At 62.1% G+C, this 1,372-nt stretch carries 1 protein-coding gene; it reads right to left on the bottom strand.

Annotated elements, in window-relative coordinates:
- Positions 1-184: 184 nt before the first annotated feature.
- The gene (locus CAPSK01_RS21180) at positions 185-1,267 is read right to left on the bottom strand and encodes a hypothetical protein (protein WP_034931767.1); all 1,083 of its coding nucleotides are present in this window, start codon (positions 1,265-1,267) and stop codon (positions 185-187) included.
- Positions 1,268-1,372: the final 105 nt, after the last annotated feature.

Raw genomic sequence — 1,372 nt, 5'->3', positions numbered from 1 at the left:
GTGCCTCCGGCCATCTCGACCTCCGAATCAAGGGCTCGGGCGGTACCCCCCGGACGATTTTCCTCCGCGTAGCGGCTTCGTCCAACATTTTCATGTGCACCCGTCCGGGCCTCCCGGAATTTTTTCTCTGCCTCCCCAGTCAATCGCCGTGCAGGGATTCACGGCCGGCTTAAAATGTCTTCGCTCAGACGCTGAGGTCCACCTGCTGTAGGCTGCCGACCCCGCCATTTTCTTGCAGGAAGACACCGCTGCTGCGGATCTGCCCAATGGTTTCGTTGCTGCCGTTGCGTAGATCGAAAGGCGTCGCGACGCGGGCCAGGCTGAGTGCCCCGACATTGGCTTCCTTGAGGTTCTGCACCTGGCCGCCACCACTGGCATCTGGCGTCCACACCCCGAGCTGGGTATAGACCGCATCGTTTTCGTCGATCCAGCCATTACCGTCGTCGTCGAGTGCCGCGAGGTCGGCAAAGCCATCGCCGCTCCTGGTCCCGAAAAGCTCGCTGCCGTTGTTGATCTGCCCGTCGTGGTTGCGATCGAGGGTCAGGAAACCGCTGCCGGAGGCGAGACGATTGATGCTCTCGGTGGTTCCGTTGGCGTCGAGGTCGAACTTGAAGCGCTGGTCGCTGAGTTGGGCGGCGTCGCCCGCAAAATTGATGACCAGCGGATCCTTCTTCTGGCGCGTCGCGTCGCCGAGGCGCAGGCTGACATCGCTCTCTTCGTGGTAGCTGCGCGACATCTGAAGCTGCAAGTCGAAGCGAATCTCCTTGCCGTCGGCGGTCTTGATCACCCCGCTGGCGGCGAACGAGGTTTGCTCGAATTCGCTGTGCGACGCGTGGTAGTCGTATTCGACACCGTAACCGGCTGGCCTTTGCGCTGCAGCGGCGCGTTCACCCTGGACAACGGCAACCGGCACCGCTTCGGCCGGCAGGTCAAAGACCGGTGCCTGTGCCGCAGCCGGCGCAGGCAATTCAGCGGCATCGAAGACGCGTACGTCTTCGCCGGTCAGCATGCGAACGAGGGCCCGCATCAGCAGCATGCGCGGATCATTCTCGGTCTGGTCGGTACTGCCTTCCAGTGCATCCGCCTGCGCTGCCGCCTTGCCGGCATCGGAAAGGGTGACCTGATCGGCGGCAGCACGCGCATTGCCGCGTCCCTCGAAGTCCGGCCGCTGAGCACCGATCCACATGCGCGTCGATTCGCGGACTTCGGTTCTTTGCGCCGCAACATGCGACGAGAGCATCTGCATCTCGGAACTGGTGATTTTCATGGTGGCTGCCTGATAGATGGAGGTAAACATTACAACGGCAGACGGGGGATTTTTCTTTAATGTGAAAGTCGCGTCAGCGAGGGGGCGGCGATGTCAACATCTCCG

The organism is Candidatus Accumulibacter vicinus, assembly GCF_000584955.1.
Taxonomy (GTDB): domain Bacteria; phylum Pseudomonadota; class Gammaproteobacteria; order Burkholderiales; family Rhodocyclaceae; genus Accumulibacter; species Accumulibacter vicinus.
The sequence above is the reverse complement of the archived record's forward strand: the minus strand, read 5'-3'. Positions and strand labels throughout refer to the sequence as shown.